We start from the raw sequence: 17,639 nt of genomic DNA on the forward strand, positions 1-17,639 counted from the left end.
TGTCGACGGGTCGTGGACGGGAGTCACACCGCGCGACCGGCGGACCGTCGAGGGGCATCCGGATCTCGGATACGACGTTCCCGCACCGACCGGAGCGCCATGCGGCGTGCTCCGGTCGTTCGTCGACCCCGATCCGGGACGGGGCCACCACCCTTTCACCGCGCCTTCGCCCAGGTGGCGTCGACCAGGCGGCAGTCAGAGAGCCAACCCTGTCGACGCCTGCCACACCGGCGACCGGCGCTCGGCTGGGCGTCGTACGGCCCCGGCCCGGTCCGGCGAGGAGACATCGACCAAATGAGACTCAAGGCAAGAAGACGTCGGGTGGCGATGCTGGCCGCCGGCGTACTGGTGGCGGGTGGGCTGAGCCTGCCCGGAGCAGCCGCGTACGCCGCCACCTCCTGCGAGGTGGTCTACGCGACCAACGACTGGGGCACCGGATTCACCGCCAACCTGACCATCAGGAACCTCGGTGATCCGATCAACGGCTGGACGTTGCGCTTCGGATTCGCCGGGAACCAGCAGATCACCCAGGGCTGGTCGGCCAACTGGACCCAGTCGGGCAACCAGGTGACCGCCACGAACATGTCGTACAACGGGAACCTGGGCACCGGGGCGACGGCCAACATCGGCTTCAACGCCTCCTACAGCGGCCCCAACGCCAAACCCACCTCGTTCTCGGTCAACGGCGTGACCTGCGGCGGCGGCGGCCAACAACCACCGACGGTGAGTCTGAGCGTGCCCGCCGGCCCGTTCGAGGCCCCAGCCGACGTACCGCTGACCGCCACCGCCAGCGACCCGGACGGGACCATCGCCAAGGTGGAGTTCTACCGCAACGGCCTGCTGGTCAACACCGACACCACCGCGCCGTACAGCTATCTGCTGGAGGACCAGCCCGCCGGTAGCTACACGGTGCAGGCCAAGGCGTACGACAACGCCAACCTCAGCGCCATCGACGAGAAGTCGTTCACCGTGACACCCGCCTCCGGGCCGGTCCTGGTGGCCACCCCGTCCTCGGTCAGCGTGGCCGAGGGGGGCACGTCGACGGTGAAGCTCAGGCTCAGTGCCGCCCCGACCGGCAACGTGCCGGTGACCCTCACCCGCAGCGGCGACACCGACGTCAGTGTCTCCCCGACGCAGGTCACGCTCGGCACGGGTAACTGGAGTGCCGGTGTCGACGTCACCGTCTCGGCCGCCGAGGACGCCGACACCGTCGGCGGAACCGCCACCGTCACCGCCTCCGCCACCGGATACGCCCCACTGTCGATCGTCGTCACCGAGATCGACAACGACGTACCGGGTGGCGACAACATCTACACCGCCCGGTTCCTGGAGCAGTACGGGAAGATCAAGAACTCGGGTTACTTCAGCCCCGAGGGCGTGCCGTACCACTCCATCGAGACGCTGATCGTCGAGGCGCCCGACCACGGCCACGAGACCACCTCCGAGGCGTTCAGCTTCTGGATCTGGCTCGAGGCGCAGTACGGCCGGGTGACCCAGAACTGGGCGCCGTTCAACAACGCCTGGACGGTGATGGAGAACTACATCATCCCGTCGCACGCCGACCAGCCGACCGCCGGTGTCAACGGCACCGCCCAGTACGCCGCCGAGTACAACCTGCCCAGCCAGTACCCGTCCCAGTTGCAGCCGAACGTGGCTGTCGGCCAGGACCCGCTACGTAACGAGTTGCAGACCACGTACGGCACCGGCGACATCTACGGCATGCACTGGCTGCTGGACGTGGACAACACGTACGGCTTCGGTCGGTGCGGCGACGGCACCACCCGCCCGGCGTACATCAACACCTTCCAGCGTGGCCCGCAGGAGTCGGTGTGGGAGACCGTGCCGCAACCGTCCTGCGACACCTTCCGGCACGGCGGCCAGTACGGCTTCCTGGACATCTCCGTGAAGGAGAACAACGCCCCGGCGAAGCAGTGGAAGTACACCAACGCGCCGGACGCCGACGCCCGCGCCATCCAGGCCGCCTACTGGGCGCTGACCTGGGCGAAGGCGCAGGGCAAGGCGGGTGAGGTAGCGGCCACCGTGGCCAAGGCGGCCAAGATGGGCGACTACCTGCGGTACGCGATGTTCGACAAGTACTTCAAGAAGATCGGCAACTGTGTCGGGGCGACCACCTGCCCGGCCGGCACCGGCAAGGACTCGGCGCACTACCTGATGTCGTGGTACTACGCGTGGGGCGGCGCGACCGACACGTCGGCCGGCTGGTCCTGGCGGATCGGCTCCAGCCACAACCACTTCGGATACCAGAACCCGTTCACCGCCTGGGCGTTGACCAATGTCGCGGAGCTGCGGCCCCAGTCACCGACCGCGGTGACGGACTGGACCAACAGCTTCAACCGGCAGCTCGAGCTGTACCAGTGGCTCCAGTCGGCCGAGGGGGCGATCGCCGGTGGGGCGACCAACAGCTGGGATGGCGCGTACGGCCAGCCACCGGCGGGTAAGTCGACCTTCTACGGCATGTTCTACGACGACCACCCGGTGTACGAGGATCCGGGCAGCAACCAGTGGTTCGGTATGCAGGTCTGGTCGCTGCAACGGGTCGCGGAACTGTACTACGTGACCGGCAACGCCAAGGCCAAGACCATCCTCGACAAGTGGGTGCCGTGGGCGATCGCCAACACCACGATCGGCACCGGTGGCAACTTCGAGATCCCGTCGGACATGCGGTGGACCGGGCAGCCGGAGGTCTGGGACCCGGTCAACCCGCTACCGAACGACAACCTGCACGTCGAGGTCATCAACAAGGGCCGGGACGTCGGTGTCGGCGCGGCGTACGCCCGTACCCTCATGTGGTACGCGGCCAAGTCGGGCCACGCGGGGGCGAAGACCACGGCCAAGGGCCTGCTCGACGCGATGTACGCGAACGCCGAGGCGAAGGGCATCTCCACCGTCGAGACCCGGGCAGACTACAACCGGTTCGACGACGTCTACAACGCCACCACCGGGCAGGGCCTCTACCTGCCGCCGGGCTGGACCGGGCGGATGCCCAACGGCGACACCATCACCGCGGGTAAGAGCTTCGTGGACATCCGTTCCTTCTACCGCAACGACCCGGACTGGCCGAAGGTCCAGGCGTACCTGGACGGCGGTCCCGTACCGCAGTTCCGGTACCACCGGTTCTGGGCGCAGTCGGACATCGCGATGGCGTTCGCCGACTTCGGGCACCTGTTCCCGAACGGCTGACCCGTCAGGAGGGGCCTCTTTCCAAGGCAGCGAGAAACGACAGGAAGGGGCCCTTCCTCACCCCGTTGCGTCGGGCTTGCCCGGCGGGGCGGCCGGCACCGGCGCCGGTTCGAGAGGGTGCCGCAGGCCCGGGTGCCCCGCCGGCAGCGAACGGCGGATCACCCACCAACTGCCCGCCAGGCAGGCCGCCACCAGCGGCCAGGTCAGGGCGGCCCGGGCGGTGACCAGCGCCAACACCTGGTCGGCCAGATAGAGCGGGATGAACACGGCCAGCCGTAGGACGTACTGCCCGACCCAGACCCAGCTGCCCCGACCGTACGCCCGCAGCAGCGCCGGGTCGCGTCGCCACCGCCCGCGCTGGCGGAGCATGACGCCGACCACCACCCCGAGCAACGGCCAGCGCACCGCGATACTGACCGTCCAGGCCAGTGCGCTGGCCGCGTTGGAGACGAGCTGGAGCAGGAAGAAGTCACTGGCCCGGCCGGTACGCAGGGCGATGATGGCGGCCAGGCAGACGGCCAGCAGGCCGACGAGCACGGAACGGGGGCGGTGTCCGCGTCCCAGGCGCCAGCCGGCGACCCCGATCCCGATCAGCAACGCGGCGATCACGCCGCCCCACACGGAGTGGCCGCTGATCCACCAGCCGATGCCGAAGCCGACGGGCGGGAGGGTGGCGTCGATCGCGCCCCGGCGACCGCCGAGCAGACCGGTCAGGGATTCCGGCTGGTTACGGTCCGGTGCCGACGACATCTTCACCTCCGGTAGCTGTCTTAGGCGAGCCTAACCGCAGGCCCGGGGCCTGGTCAGGTCGCCCTCGCCGGGCGGTCCGGTACGGGTCCGCCGGAAGCTCGTCCACGCCGGCGTGCGCTGCCGAGCGAGGTGACCCGTGCGGGACTACGGTGATGTCATGCAGGGGCGGACAAGGGGCCGGACAGCCGGTTGGCTGGTGCTGCTGGCCATCGTCCAGGGCCTGGCCTTCGTCGCGCTCTGGTGGGTCGCGGTGCGTACCGGGCGCGGCCAGTCGCTCGACACGATCGCGCTGGCCGGCAACACCATCGGCCAGCATCGCATCGAGGACCTGGTCGACACGGTGCTCAATGCCATGTCGGTGCTCTCCCTGCTGGCCGCCACCGCCGTCATCGGGTTCATCGCGCTGATCCGGGGCCGGATCGCCCTGGCTCTCGTGACCACCCTGCTGATCGCCGGTGCCAACGTGACGACGCAGCTGCTCAAACACGGTCTCTACCGACCGGACCTCGGCATCGACCCGGAACGGGCGGCGGTCGGTAACACCCTGCCCAGTGGCCACACCACCGTCGCAGCCTCGGTCGCGGTCGCCCTGGTGCTGGTGCTTCCGGCCCGGGTACGTGGCTGGGGTGCGTTGCTGGCCGCCGGATACGCCGCGTTGGCCGGCGTCGGCACCCTGTCGGCAGGTTGGCACCGGCCGAGCGACGCCGCGGCGGCCATGCTGGTGGTGGGTGTCTGGGCGGCCCTGGCCGGAATCCTGCTCCTGTTGTCGCAGCACGAGGATGCCCAGGTGGAGCCGCAGGATGCCCACCACACGGCGCTGACCGTGTTGGGGCTGGGCGGTCTGGCCCTGGTGACGGTGGCCGCGCTCGCCGTCTATCTCACCAACGACGTGTTGTTGATTCCACCGGAGTCGCTGAGTCGCCGTCGGCTCTTCGTCGCGTACGCCGGCAGCGCAGCCGGAATCGCCGGGGTCGCCAGCCTCGTCATGGCCCTGGTGCTGACCACTGTGCACCGGGTCGTTCCACGACACAACGGCTGACGGCTGACGGTGGGTGGCCGGCCGGCCGGGGTAGCCGGGTAGCGGCTGACCGGGTAGCCAGGTAGCCGGGTAGCCGGGTAGCCAGGTAGCCAGGTAGCCGGAGGATCTTGCCGTCGGACCCATTGGCCAGGCACGATCGATCGGTGACGACACGCTGGGGGATGACGGTACCGCTGGGCGGGGTTCCGCTGGCCGACCACGCCTCGGTCTACGCGGCGCTGGCACAGGCGGGCTTCACCGACCTGTGGTCCGCCGAGGTCAACGGCACCGACGCGTTCACCCCGTTGGCGCTGGCCGCAGCCTGGCAACCGAGGCTGCGGCTCGGCACCGCCATCGCCACGGTCTACACCCGGGGACCGGGACTGCTGGCGATGAGCGCGGCGGCACTGGCCGAGGCCGCACCCGGCCGGTTCGCGCTGGGTATCGGCGCATCCTCCCCGGTGCTCGTCCGGGACTGGAACGCCACCCGGTTCACCGAGCCCTACCGACGTACCCGCGACATGCTGCGATTCCTGCGGGCGGCGCTGCGCGGCGACACGGTCGACGAGGTGTACGACACCTTCACCGTACGGCGGTTCCGATTGGAACGGACCCCGGCCGTACCACCACCGATCCTGCTGGCCGCGTTGCGTCCCCGGATGCTGCGGCTGGCCAGCGCCGAGGCCGACGGCACGATCCTCAACTGGTTGGCCGCTGCCGACGTACCCCGGGTGCTGGCCGAGGTGGGGCACCGGCGGCCGGGTTTCGAGGTGGCCGCCCGGGTGTTCGTCTGCCCGACCGAGGACGCCGCACATGCTCGCGCGCTGGGCCGCCGGCTGATCACCAACTACCTCACGGTGCCCGCGTACGCCGAGTTCCACCGCTGGCTCGGCCGGGAACCGGTGCTCGATCCGATGTGGCGGGCCTGGGCGGCGGGGGACCGGAGCGGGGCGGCGGCTGCGGTACCGGACGAACTGGTCGACGCGCTGGTACTGCACGGTGCTCCCGACGTCTGCCGGGCCGGAGTACGCCGGTACGTCGCGGCCGGAGTGGACACACCGGTGATCGCCCTCCTGCCGACGCCGGAGATCGCCGCCGGTGGGGCAGCCGCACTGGCCACCGTGATCGCCCAGCTCGGTCCCGGCACCCGGAACTGACCGCTGCCACATCGATCAGTGTCGTCACTGATCGTGTGGTGGCCTGCACCGATACCTGCCTGGTGAGTGGCGGGAAACCGTCACTATTCGATCTTCACAGGCTGCCGGGGCTGCGGTAGCTTTCGATCAATTACGCCAGGAGGTGTCAATGTCTGCTGTGCGGTTCCCCCGTGCTCTCCTCGCCGCAGCCACCGCCGCAACCCTCGTCCTGACCTCGGTGCAGATCGCGTTGGCCGCACCGGCTCCGCCACCCTCACCCGCCACCTCGCCAGCCACCGACCCCAACCCGCCCGATCCGAACGAGATCGGCACGCATCGGGTGCCGCTGCTCACCGGCGACGTCGTCACCGTGACCACCGGGGCCGACGGTCGCTCGACCTACGCCGTCGACGCCGCCGACGATCCGGTGCGGGCGGTCACCTTCACCGTCCACGGCAACGGCGACGACCTGTACGTCATTCCGTCCGACGCCGCGCTGTACGTCACCGCCGGCGTACTCGAACGCGACCTGTTCAACGTCCGCGAACTGGTCCGCCAGGGCATCACCGGTACGGCGAAGGACGTACCGGTGATCGTCACCTTCCGCGGTGATTCGGCCGCCAGGACCCTCACCCGGCAGGCCGACGCGCTGCCCGCCAGTGAGAACGTCCGTACGTTGACCAGCATCGGTGGTGCGGCCCTGCGCGTTTCGACGGCGAACGCCCGGGAGTTCTGGGACGCGCTCACCCCGGAGTCCGACGCCGGCTCGGCCCGTGCCGCCCTCGCCGGTGGCGTCGAGAAGGTCTGGCTGGACCGCAGGTTCAAGGTCGACCTGGCCGAGAGCGTGCCGCAGGTCGGTGCGCCGACCGCCTGGGCAGCCGGTGTCACCGGCACCGGCGTCAAGGTCGCCGTGATCGACACCGGCATCGACCCGACCCACCCCGACCTGGCCGGCAGCATCGCCGGCATCGCGAACTTCACCGGCGAGCCGGACGGCGTGGACCGCCACGGCCACGGCACGCACGTGGCGTCCACCGTCGCCGGATCCGGCGCGGCGCTGGGCGGACGCTACCGGGGCGTGGCACCGGGTGCCCGGGTGCTGTCGGCCAAGGCCCTCGACGCCAGCGGCTCCGGGCAGAACTCCTGGATCATCGCCGGCATGGAGTGGGCCGCGGCCCAGGGGGCCGACGTGGTCAACATGAGCCTGTCGTCGCCCGAGACCACCGACGGCACCGACCCGATGAGCGAGGCGGTCAACACGTTGACCGCCACCACCGGCACGCTGTTCGTGGTCGCGGCCGGGAACAACTACGGCGACCTGGCGATCGGCAGCCCGGGCGCGGCCACCTCGGCGCTGACCGTCGGCGCGGTGGACAACCGCGACGCGCTGGCCGGATTCTCCAACCGCGGCCCGCGCTACGGTGACGCGGCGGTCAAGCCGGAGATGACGGCACCGGGCGCGGCGATCGTGGCAGCCCGGGCCGCCGGCACCGCACTCGGTCCGATCGTGGACGGCCAGTACGTCCGGATCGGCGGGACCTCGATGGCCACACCGCACGTCGCCGGTGCCGCCGCGCTGCTGGCCCAGGCCAATCCGGACTGGACCCCGGCGCAGCTGAAGGACGCGCTGGTGACCACGACCCGGGCCGGCAGCTACGCCTGGTGGCAGGGTGGCACCGGACGGCTGGACGTACCACGAGCCCTCAACCAGCGCGTCTACGGCCCGGCGACGGTCAACGTCGGCCGGTTCGCCGACGCTGGACAGACGCCGAGCGTGCAGAAGGTCGCCTACCGCAACACCGGTGACGCGTCGGTCACGCTCGACCTCGCGCTCGACGTGCGGGCGTTCGACGGCAGGCCGGTGCCCGCCGGTGCCGCCGTTCTCTCCGCGACCACGGTCGAGGTGCCGGCCCGGGGCAGCGCCGAGGTGACCCTCACCGTCGACCCCAGACTCGGCCCGACCGGAGGCTACGGCGGACTGCTGCTGGCGAACTCCGCCGACGGTTCCGTGGCGGTACGGACCGGTGTCTCCTGGTACCGGGAGACCGCGACCCATCCGGTGACCGTCCGGCTGATCGGGTCACGGGGCAACACACCCCGTCCCGAGACGGTCGGCGCGATCCGGATCGACAACCCGGTCGACAACGACCCGATGACCCGACCGGCGTACTACGAGACCGCCCGCAACGGTGTGGTGACCATGCGCCTGCCGGTCGGCGTGTACGACATCCAGGTGGCGTTGAACGAGCACGAGGAGGACATCCGGCGGGTCACCCTGATGACCGAGACCGAGGTGGACGTCGCCGGGCCGACCGAGGTGACGTTGGACGCCCGCAGGGGAGTCGACATCCGTCCGCCGACGTCGTCGCCGACGGACATGCCGAGCGTCACCTTCGGCACCCTGCGCGGACTGGCGGACGGCTCGGTGCTGCCCTACTCGGTGCTGATCGGCGGCAGCCGGTACGGGGGGGTACGCCACCCCGACCAGACCGGTACGACTGGGCTTCTTCCAGTTCAACAACCAGTGGACGTTGTCGGAGTCCCTCGTGGACCTGCGGGTCAGGGGCGGTCAGCGACTCCGGCCGGACTACGACCTCCTCGCCGCCTCGAAGCACCTCGACGGCAGGAAACGTGACCTGCCCATGGTCTTCGCCGGTGCCGGCACACCGCAGGAGTTGGCGGCGGCCGGAGTCCGGGACCGGGCGGCGTTGATCCGCGTCCAGGTCCCGGACGACCTGGTCTGGCCGTGGCGGCACGCGTACGCGCAGAACGCGGCGCGGACGGCGCGGGACAACGCCTCGGCGGCCGGGGCGAAACTTGCCCTGATCTACGTGGATGTCGCCGGTGCCCCCGCGCTGTTGGGCAACTTCGTGTCGAGCACCGACGCGATGCTCACCCTGACGCTGTCCCGGGACGAGGGCGAGGCGCTTCGTACACGTACCCGGACGACCCTGACCCTGGGCGGCAACAGCAACCCGTCCTACGTCTACCACCTGCGTCGGGATCATCCGGGCGGCGTGCCGGCCAGGCCGGAGCGACCGGTGGACCCGAAGGCGATGGTGAAACTGGAGACGAAGTACCACGCCGACCGGCCGCACATGTTCGACTCGATCTGGGCGCCACTGGGCCCGAAGGACCCGTGGTCGTCCCAGTCGACCTGGCGGTTCCCCGGGCCGACCGCCCGTACCGAGTACGTCGGTGAAGGGGACGACCTGCGGTGGCTGCGGCAGATCGTGCAGGTCGGCAGGACCGCGCAGGGCACGGACGAGCAGTTCTGGTGGGGGTCGGACGACTACTTCCGTAAGGGCCAGCGTCGACCGGCCGAGAACTGGTTCGGAGCGCCGCTGCGGATCGGTGCGATCGAGGTGACGACCCCGGTCGTACGGGAGAACACCTGCGGATTCTGTCGCGACGGTGACGTCCTTCTCGCCGGGCAGTACTGGCTGGACGGCGCCACCGGACACAACATGGTGGCGGCCACCGGCAACAGCACCTGGAAACTGACCCGGGACGGCACGGTGATCCCGCCGCTGTCCTCGTCGCCACGGCGGTTCCAGTTGCCGGCCGGGCCGGGGGTCTACCGGCTGGAGACCACGGACACGGCGTACGGCCTCGACTCCGTCCGGACCCTGGCTCCGAGGGTCGACACGGTCTACACCTTCCGTTCCGACACCCCGACCCCGGGTCGACCCGCCGGATACGTCTGTCCGATCAACACGGGTTCCTGTTCCTTCCAGCCGGTGCTGCAACTCGACTACGACCTGAACCTGGACCTGTCCAACCAGGCCGGGGCCGGTCGGTTGCATCACTTCACGGTCACCGCCGCCGCGCACGGGCTCACCCCGAACCGGGCCAGGGTCCAGGGGATGACCGTCTGGACCTCGACCGACGGCGGGACTTCCTGGCACCACGCACTGGCGGTCCCCACCGGTAACGGTCGGTTCGAGGTGGTGACCAACCACCCGGCCCGGTCCCGTACCGACGGCTTCGTCTGGCTTCGGGTGCATGCCTGGGACGCGGACGGCAACCGTACGGAACAGACCATCCAACGGGCGTACGCCCTGAGGTAACCGGCCGTGGAGTAGCCGAGATCAGGTCGTGGGGTGCGGGCGGGACAACGCCCGCACCCACGACCGTGTCGTTGCCACACCCGCCGCCGACGTTGGTGGCGGCGAACCGCGAGTACGACCGGCCGGGTATGCGTGCCGTCAGCGCCGCCAGCGCAGCGGGCCGGGATGCGTCGACCAGAGCAGTCGCCGCCACCAGGAACGCCGGGCGCGTAACGCGGTCGCGTATGCCACCGCATGGTCACCCGCCCGCCGGGCCTGCTCCTCGGTGGTCGCGCCGGGAGCGAAGCCGGACAGGTTGACCAACTCGGCCAGTTCCTCGATCGGTGGCACCGACGGCCGCAGCATCGCGGTGTCGGGGGCGGTGTCGGTCGGTCCCGGTGCACCGTCGAGCACGGAGCGGGCGTGGGTCACCACCTCACCGGCCGCCAGGTGTTCGGAGACCGGCGCTCCGGCCAGCCGCAACGCATCGGTCACCTCCCGCCACGCCCCGGCCACCCGGTCCTGTGGCGCTCCGACGGTGAGTCGTCGACGCCGCTGGGCCCGGCGCAGTGCCACGATCGACAGCATCGACCCGGCAACGAGCAGGATCAGCGTGGCACTGCCCCCGCCGGCCAGCACCGGCACCGGGATTCCGCCGTCCCGCTGCGGTGGGGCGGCCTGGCCGGGGGAGGTGGGCTCGGTCGGTTCGGCACTCGGTACGGCCTCGTCCGGCGTCGGTGGCGGCTCCTCCGGACGCGGCCGGAAATCCTCCTCCACCGGGCGGGGATCGGTGTCCGGCTGCGGCATCGGATCGAACGCCACCCAACCGAGCTCGTCGAAGAGGACCTCCGGCCAGGCGAACGCGTCGGCAGCGCGGACCGGGCCGTTGCCGGTGGCCGAGCTGAACCCGACCACCACCCGGGTCGGCAGACCCATCAGTCGGCCGAGCACCGCGAACGCGGCGGCGAACTGTTCCGAGGTGCCCCGCTGGCCACCACCGTTGCGTGGTCCGAACAGGAAGAAACCGAGGTTGGGGTAGGCGTGCCCGCTGGGGGCGTCGGCCACCACCCGATAGTGCTCGGCCAGGAACTGCTCGATCGCCAGCGCCCGCGAATAGGGCGCACCGTTCTCGGCGGCCAGCTGTTCGGCCAGTCGACGTAGCTGTTCGGGTGCGCCGTCGGCGACCCGCAGCACCCGGGCCACCGCGTTGCCGGACGGCACGTTGGCGGCGGTCAGCAGGCTGAGGTCGGGCTGCTCCCGAGCCGAGGTGACCTCGTACCGCAGCCCGGGGGAGAGCCCTTCCGGCCGGATCAGCGTGCCACTGTCCGGGTCGTACGCGACCCGCGCCCCGGTGACCTGCCGTGGGGCCGGTACGGCCGGCAGCAGCCGTCCGGAGAGGTCACCGACGACGATCTCCTGCTGGACCGTGACCACGCTGGCCAAGGGGTTCTGTGGCACGGTGGGCAGCACCCGGCCGGCGTTGCGGTAGGTGGCGCCGACCCGCCAGGTCGCCCCGTCGTAGTCGCTCAGTACGGCAAGCCGGATCCGTACCGGGTCGGACCGACCACCGTCCGGGGCGGCCTCGCCGGGCTGCGGTGCGTCGTCGGCCGGCCCGCCCACGGTGGTCCGTACGTCGAAGAGCTTCTGACCGGGGTTCAACGCCCAGCCGGAGATCCTGATCAGCGGGTTCTCGTCCAGGCTGTCGACCTGGGGTGGCTGCACGTAGCGTCGCGGGTCGACCGGTACCCCGCCGACCTGCCCGGCCACCACCGGGGCCACCACCGTGACCAGACCGATGACCCCGACCAGCCCGGCGGCGCTGCCCGCGGCCATGCGGGCCCGGACGGCGGCCGGCACGGCTGCGGCGGAGGCATCGGATGTGGCCCCCGTCGGCGTGGTACCGGCTCGACCGTTCGTCGCCAGCCCGATGGCTACGGCCCCGGCGAACGCCACGGTCGGCCAGATCGCGGGATCGGCGTTCGGACCCACGACGTAGAGCGAACCGACATAGAGCAGCGCGGCGGGCAGGTAGCCGAGCAGCACCCGGCCGGCCCGCATGGCCACCTCCGCACCGGCCAGCCCGGCCAGCCAGGCCGCCACCAGCGGGACGATCACGGTGTCCGGTACCGGTTCGGCCGGGATCATCGCGGTGAGCAGTCGCGGTATGCCGTTGCGGATCGCGTCGAGCGCCACCGTGCCGAACGATCCGGGTAGCTCGGCACGCTGGGCGGTGAACCACAGCGCGAATGCGGCGTACCCGGCCAGGGCGACCACCGACAGGGGGGCGACCAGCCAGGAGGGCAGCCGGCGGGCAGCGAGGCTGACCGCCACCGAGCCGATGGCCGCGCCGACGACGAGCTGCGTCAGCAGCTGATCGGAATAGACCTGCCCGAGCACCACCCCGGCCAGCCCGATCATCACGATCATGGTCAGGGGAACTGGAACGATCCGGAGCAGTCTCACCATCGCTGTATGCCATCCCATTCGGCGGCGAACTCGGTGCCGTCGGCGGCGTCGATGACGACCATGCCGGCAGCGCCGGCCGGGGTCCGCCGGTCCGCGCCGAAGACCCCGACGACCACCGAGGGGTACGCCCCGCGCAGAGCGCCGAGGTGACCCAGGTCGGCCTGGGCACCCGGCCCGGTGAGGAAGACCAGGGTGTCGCCGTGTCGTTCCTGACGGAGCCGGCGGGTGACGGCCAGCAGCGGACCGCCGTCGTCGCCCCGGCCGCCGGGCTGCGGGGGTTCGACCTGGTCAGCGGGTCGCGGAGGGCCGCCCCGGTCAGCGGGCTGTAGCGTGACGACGGCCAGCCGGTCCAGGAAGTGCGGGCTGCCGCCGCCCTGGCCACCGTCGTACGGCTCGACGACCAGGAGCAGACTGACCGGCAGGTCCTCGCGTAACGCGGCGGCCACCACCGAGGCGGCTGCCTCGCAGGCGGACTCGAACGTCTCGGCGACGCCGTCGCTCACCCGGGGATGGGCCCCAGCCCGGTTGTCGAGCAGTACGACGATCCGGGGCAGGCTGGTGTCAAGGTGTTCACGCACCATCAGCTCACCCACCTTGGCGCTGGTACGCCAGTGCACCCGACGCAGTTCGTCACCCACGACGTACTCACGCAACGAGTCGAAGGTGATCGAGCCGTGTGGTACCCGGTCGATCCGGCCGTCCAGGCTGCGGACGACACCGGCCGGAACCGCAGCCAGCGGATGGATGCGCGGGTAGACCCAGACCTGAGCGGCGTCGCCGTGCGAGCGGGCCAGGGTCACCAGCCCGAGCACGTCCCGGCCGACGATCCGCAACGGGCCGATCGGGATCACGCCCCGGCGATGGGTCGGCACCGGATAGCTGACCGTCGTGTCGTGGCCGGGCCGCAGCCGTAGCAGCGGTACCGCCACCGGCTGGCTACCGCAGCGGTCCTCGGCGATCAGGTTGGCCGAGCGCAGCCGACCGGTGTTGCGCACGGTCAGCGTCATGACGGCCGACTCGCCCCGGGCGACCCGGTCCGGTTCGGCGACCCGGGTGACGTCGAGGCGCGGACGCCAGGCGGCGTAGCCGACGGCGCAGGCGGTCGCGAGAGCTGAGGCGGTGCCCAGCAGGGCCAGCTCGGCGTAACCGAACCAGAACCCGGTCAGGAGGAGGACGGCAGCGCCGGACAGCAGGCCGACGCCCCGGGCGGTGATCGTCATGGTCGGATGGTCAGCCCCGGGCGCGGGCGGGCTGGGCCGAGGGAAGCGGTACGGGCACCGACGCCACCGTTTCCTGTAGTACCTGGGTGGCGGTCGCGCCCCGTACCTGGGCGTCGGGGGAGAGCAGGATCCGGTGGGCGAAGACCGGTTCGATCAGTGCCTTGAGGTCCTCGGGCTGCACCCAACCCCGTCCGTCGATCAGGGCGTACGCACACGCCGCCCGGGTCAGGGCGATGACACCCCGGGGGCTCACCCCGACCCGTACCTGCGGATGGGCCCGGGTGGCCGCCGCCAGCCGGACGGCGTACGCGTAGAGCGGATCGGCGATGTGCACCTGCTGCGCCATCCGTGCCATCTCGCCGATGACGGTGGTGTCGGTGACCGCCTCGAGCGCCTCCGGGGAGCGTACGGTCGCCCCGCGCAGCACCTCGATCTCCACCGCCTCGTCGGGGTAGCCGACGGAGAGTTTCATCAGGAACCGGTCGAGTTGCGCCTCGGGCAGCCGGTAGGTGCCGTCCATCTCGACCGGGTTCTGCGTGGCCACGACGAGGAACGGCTGCGGCACCGGGTGGCGGGTGCCGTCGACGGTGACGGTACGTTCCTCCATCACCTCCAGCAGCGCCGACTGGGTCTTCGGCGAGGCCCGGTTGATCTCGTCGGCGATGACGATGTTGGCGAAGATCGGCCCCGGGTGGAACTCGAAGCCCCGGGTGGCCTGGTTGAAGATGGTCACCCCGACCACGTCGGCGGGCAGCAGGTCGGGGGTGAACTGGATGCGCCGCCACTGTCCGCGTACGACTGCGGCGATGGCCCGGGCCAGGGTGGTCTTGCCGACCCCGGGCACATCCTCCAGCAGGATGTGCCCCTGGGCGAACAGTGCCGTCAGCGCCAACCGTACGACGTGCGGCTTGCCGAGCACGATCGAGCTGACCTTGTCGCCGAGCCGGGCGGCCAGGGCGGCGAAGCCCTGCACGTGGTGTTGGGAGAGCGGCTCACGACTGTTCACAGTGAATGGTGCTCCTTGCCGTAACGGGTGGGGTCAGCAGGTGGGAAGTGCGCTGATGTTGTCCCCACCGTCGAGGTTCAGCCAGGCCCACGGGATGTAGTTGCGGCCCTTGTACTCCACCCGCACCCACCAGGTGCTGGCCTTCTGGTCGTTGTAGATGTACGAGTCGATGTGCTCGCCCGACGCCTTGCAGTACGCCTTCAGCCGGGTGCCCGGCTTGGCCCAGCCGACCTGCTTGTCGTTGTCCTGCCGGGTCACCGAGAAGATCTCGTTGCCGTTGCGGCCGTCCCGGTCCCTGTCGCAGTAGGTGGCGGTGTCACCGGATGCGCCGTTGTTGCAGGTCGCCGTGCCCCACAGGTCGGTGGTCGTCCCGGTGCCGGTTGCCGTGCCGTTACCAGCCGCGTTGCGGGCGGTGACGGTGAAGGTGTACTTGGTGCTCGGCGTCAGGCCGGTGACCCGGAGGCTGGAGCAGTTCGGGGCGTTGACCGCGCTCTTGCCGCTCGGGGTGACCGTGCACGTCGGCTCCCCGCCGCCGGCGTCCACCGTGAAGCGGATGGTGGCGGAGGTGGCGTCGACGGTGACCCCGGTGACGGTGACCTGGGGTTGCGCCACCGTACGGGCGGTGTCGGTGGCCGCCGGTCCGGAGCCGGCCTCGTTCACCGCCTGGACCTTGACCGTGACGTTCTGACCGTCGCCCAGCCCGGTCACCGTCGCCCGGGTGTCGGTCACCTCGATCTTGCGGCCGTTCGCCTCGACCACGTACTTGGTGATCTCCCGCCCGTTCTCCTTCGCCGGGGACCAGACCACGGAGATCGCACCGGGCTGGCCGGCCACGGTCGTCGCCCTGAGGTTGGTCGGCGCATCCGGCTTGTTGAACGGAACGACACTGTTGCTGATCGGCGACGACTTGGAACCAGCCCCGGTACGGCTCACCGCGACCACGGTGAAGGCGTACTGGGTGCCGTACTCCAGTTCGCCGGCCGGGACGACCAGTTCGGTCCTGGTCGACTCGCCGGCCGGGGCATTGGCCCCGGGTGACACGGCGGTCACCGAGTACTTGGCGATCTTGTGGCCCTGACCGTCGGCGGCCGGCCACTTGACCAGCACCGTGCCGTCCGGCCGCGGCTGGGCGGTCACACTCGCCGGTGCGTCCGGGACCTCCGAGGTCGGCACCACCGGGTTGCTGGTCGCCTCCGGACCCGCACCCTTGGCGTTGACCGCATGCACCGAGAAGCGGTAGGTCTCGCCGTTGACCAGACCGGTGACCTCCAGGGAGCGCTGGTTCGCGCCGACCTCGAAGGTCCGGTCCGCGCCCTTCACCACGTACTTGGTGATCGCCGCGCCGTTGGCCGACGCCGGCCGCCAGCTGACCCGGGCCTGCGCGTCGCCAGCGGCGGCGGTGACACCGCGAGGTGCGCTCGGCTTACCGACCGTCGGCTTCCTCGGTGGGGCCGGCGGGGCCGGCGGTGGCGGGTCACCACCGAGGATGTCGTTCGTGTACTTGTCGACCACCCGCACCTGGTGCTTGTCGTCGACCACGTGGGCGGTGGCGGAGTTCGGTGCGTTGACGAAGAGGTGGTTCTCCCGGACCTCCAGCTCCAGCGGCCCGTTTGCGTTACGTACCTCGATCTTGTCGGCCGGTTGACCGGTGGCCGTGTCGAGCGAGTAGATGACGCCGGTGGTCGGGTCGCTGCAGTAGATCCGGCCGGCCCAGGCGACTGCCGGGCTCAGTTGCGTGCCCTCGCCGGGCACCTTGAACTGCCGTACGCCGCCGTCGGCGCCGACCAGGAGGACCTGGCGGTCCTCGGCGACGGTGACCGCCACCACCGGTCCGGTGGTCCTGGCCGGCAGTGTGCCCGGCCCGGACAGGGTGAGTGGCACCTTGCGCTGCTCGTCACCACGCACCGTGGTCAGCGTGTTGGTCGTCCGGTCGAGCACCGCGACGCCGTTGTCGAGGGTGGAGACGACGAGGTCGTGACTGGGTTCGGCGACGGCCACGGTACGCACCTGCTTGGGGCTCAGTCCGCCCCCGCCGCCTCCGCCGTTGTTCGTCGCGGGCAGCGGGCCGGCGGTGATCGCGGAGACCGTGCCCTCACTGGGCACCGCGATCCACAGTTGGCCGTCGCCGTCGAACGAGCCGCCGGTGATGCCCGGTGGGTAGTGGACCGGCTCGCCGATCGGCGTCAGCGAGCGGGGGTCCAGTTGCCGGACGACACCCTGGACCGCGTCGACGACGAAGGCGGCATCGCCCTGTAGGGCGACGTTGACACCGAGGCCGGGGGTCGTCTTCGTCGTCGCGACGATCTGGAGGGTGGCCAGGTCGAGTGAGCTGACCTGACCGGTGTTGAGATCGCGCAGGAGCAGCATCCGGTCGGTCTGGACCACCTGCATCGGATGGCTGCGGGCACCGGGCACCTGTGTCCGCGTGTCGACCCGTCCGGTGATGCCGTTGACCCGGGCGAGTTCGCTCTTTGCCGCGCTCCACAGCCAGGCGCTGGCGTCGTGGCTGGCCACGGCGTTGTCCGCGGCACCGAGCCCGAGCACGGTCAGGCCCATCGCGACGACCAGGACACCCACCGTGCCGATCGTGACCAGTCCGCCGCGTAGCCGGGACCGGCGGCGCGGTGTGGTGGTCGGTCCCGAACCAACGGATTCGTCGCTGTTGTGATTGTCGCCCATGGTGCCGTTGTCTGTGGTGGCCACAGCCGGCCGCCTCCCCACCCACTCGCGAACGTCTCTGGCCGGCGCCGTCATCTGCATTCCGCCCCGGAGCCGGAGGCAATCATATGGCCT

The 17,639-nt window shown here is 70.8% G+C and carries 10 protein-coding genes; 5 read left to right on the forward strand and 5 right to left on the reverse strand.

Going from position 1 to position 17,639, the window contains the following annotated elements; translation table 11 throughout:
- Positions 1-294 precede the first annotated feature (294 nt).
- On the forward strand, positions 295-3,201 hold the full coding sequence (locus tag ACFQ4H_RS19630) for a glycoside hydrolase family 48 protein (RefSeq protein WP_377572450.1): 2,907 nt from the start codon (positions 295-297) through the stop codon (positions 3,199-3,201).
- A 57-nt stretch (positions 3,202-3,258) separates the two neighbouring features.
- Here ACFQ4H_RS19630 and ACFQ4H_RS19635 read toward each other — a convergent pair whose 3' ends face one another.
- Positions 3,259-3,951: a DUF3159 domain-containing protein gene (locus ACFQ4H_RS19635; protein ID WP_377572451.1), complete on the reverse strand. Its 693-nt coding sequence runs from the start codon at positions 3,949-3,951 to the stop codon at positions 3,259-3,261.
- Positions 3,952-4,108: 157 nt separating this feature from the next.
- Between ACFQ4H_RS19635 and ACFQ4H_RS19640 the strand changes: the two genes are divergently transcribed.
- The 4 genes from ACFQ4H_RS19640 to ACFQ4H_RS19655 all read left to right on the forward strand — a co-directional run bounded on the left by ACFQ4H_RS19640 (position 4,109) and on the right by ACFQ4H_RS19655 (position 10,175).
- The gene (locus tag ACFQ4H_RS19640; protein WP_377572452.1) at positions 4,109-4,990 is read left to right on the forward strand and encodes a phosphatase PAP2 family protein; all 882 of its coding nucleotides are present in this window, start codon (positions 4,109-4,111) and stop codon (positions 4,988-4,990) included.
- 161 nt (positions 4,991-5,151) lie between these two features.
- Positions 5,152-6,126, forward strand: coding sequence for an LLM class F420-dependent oxidoreductase (locus ACFQ4H_RS19645; protein WP_377572496.1), 975 nt, complete (start codon positions 5,152-5,154; stop codon positions 6,124-6,126).
- Between the two features lie 148 nt (positions 6,127-6,274).
- A complete protein-coding gene (locus ACFQ4H_RS19650; protein ID WP_377572453.1) occupies positions 6,275-8,740 on the forward strand; it encodes a S8 family peptidase in 2,466 nt (821 codons plus the stop codon).
- Entirely contained in the window at positions 8,652-10,175 is a 1,524-nt protein-coding gene (locus ACFQ4H_RS19655) for a protease-associated domain-containing protein (RefSeq protein WP_377572454.1), read from the forward strand. Before ACFQ4H_RS19650 ends, ACFQ4H_RS19655 begins: the two co-directional genes overlap by 89 nt.
- Before the next feature lie 138 nt (positions 10,176-10,313).
- Here ACFQ4H_RS19655 and ACFQ4H_RS19660 read toward each other — a convergent pair whose 3' ends face one another.
- The 4 genes from ACFQ4H_RS19660 to ACFQ4H_RS19675 are packed head-to-tail and all read right to left on the reverse strand — an operon-like array spanning position 10,314 to position 17,525.
- Positions 10,314-12,620 carry a transglutaminaseTgpA domain-containing protein gene (locus tag ACFQ4H_RS19660; protein WP_377572455.1) on the reverse strand — a complete coding sequence of 769 codons (2,307 nt, stop codon included), beginning with the start codon at positions 12,618-12,620 and terminating at the stop codon, positions 10,314-10,316.
- Positions 12,614-13,840, reverse strand: a complete 1,227-nt coding sequence (locus ACFQ4H_RS19665; protein WP_377572456.1) for a DUF58 domain-containing protein — start codon at positions 13,838-13,840, stop codon at positions 12,614-12,616. The genes ACFQ4H_RS19660 and ACFQ4H_RS19665 overlap by 7 nt, the downstream gene beginning before the upstream one ends.
- Before the next feature lie 10 nt (positions 13,841-13,850).
- Positions 13,851-14,846 (reverse strand): AAA family ATPase, encoded by a 996-nt coding sequence (locus ACFQ4H_RS19670; RefSeq protein ID WP_377572457.1) that lies wholly within the window; start codon positions 14,844-14,846, stop codon positions 13,851-13,853.
- Between the two features lie 33 nt (positions 14,847-14,879).
- The gene (locus ACFQ4H_RS19675) at positions 14,880-17,525 is read right to left on the reverse strand and encodes a fibronectin type III domain-containing protein (RefSeq protein ID WP_377572497.1); all 2,646 of its coding nucleotides are present in this window, start codon (positions 17,523-17,525) and stop codon (positions 14,880-14,882) included.
- Between the last annotated feature and the right edge of the window lie 114 nt (positions 17,526-17,639).

The organism is Micromonospora sonneratiae (assembly GCF_042679305.1).
Lineage (GTDB): Bacteria > Actinomycetota > Actinomycetes > Mycobacteriales > Micromonosporaceae > Micromonospora_H > Micromonospora_H sonneratiae.